The organism is Flavobacterium silvaticum (genome assembly GCF_012911565.1).
GTDB classification, from domain to species: domain Bacteria; phylum Bacteroidota; class Bacteroidia; order Flavobacteriales; family Flavobacteriaceae; genus Flavobacterium; species Flavobacterium silvaticum.
Genome location: NZ_JAAMPU010000022.1, coordinates 1 through 252, shown reverse-complemented (window position 1 = coordinate 252; position 252 = coordinate 1). Strand labels below are relative to the sequence as shown.

Sequence of the window (252 nt, the reverse complement as noted above, 5' to 3'; positions counted from 1 at the left end):
TCGCAGCCCCGTAACAGGTCACGGTGGAGGCACCGCTGGTGTATCCGTCGAAATCGGCATCGACATACAACGTAGCCGATTGCCATTTGGTGTTATCGGAAGGCGCACAGTCGGTATTGTTAGACGAGTATCCCGCAGGAGGCGTGGAGGCGTTCACGGCACACACGCTGACCAAAGACCCGAATCCGAATCCGTCCCCGTCGGTATCCGCATAGAAATCGAAAGAGGCATGCTTGGTGTTGTCGGTGTCAT

1 protein-coding gene is annotated in these 252 nt (G+C 56.3%); it reads right to left on the bottom strand.

Features of this window, described 5'->3' with window-relative positions:
• The coding region (locus G6047_RS00065) for a hypothetical protein (RefSeq protein ID WP_211165340.1) at positions 1-252 on the bottom strand (252 nt) is incomplete at both ends.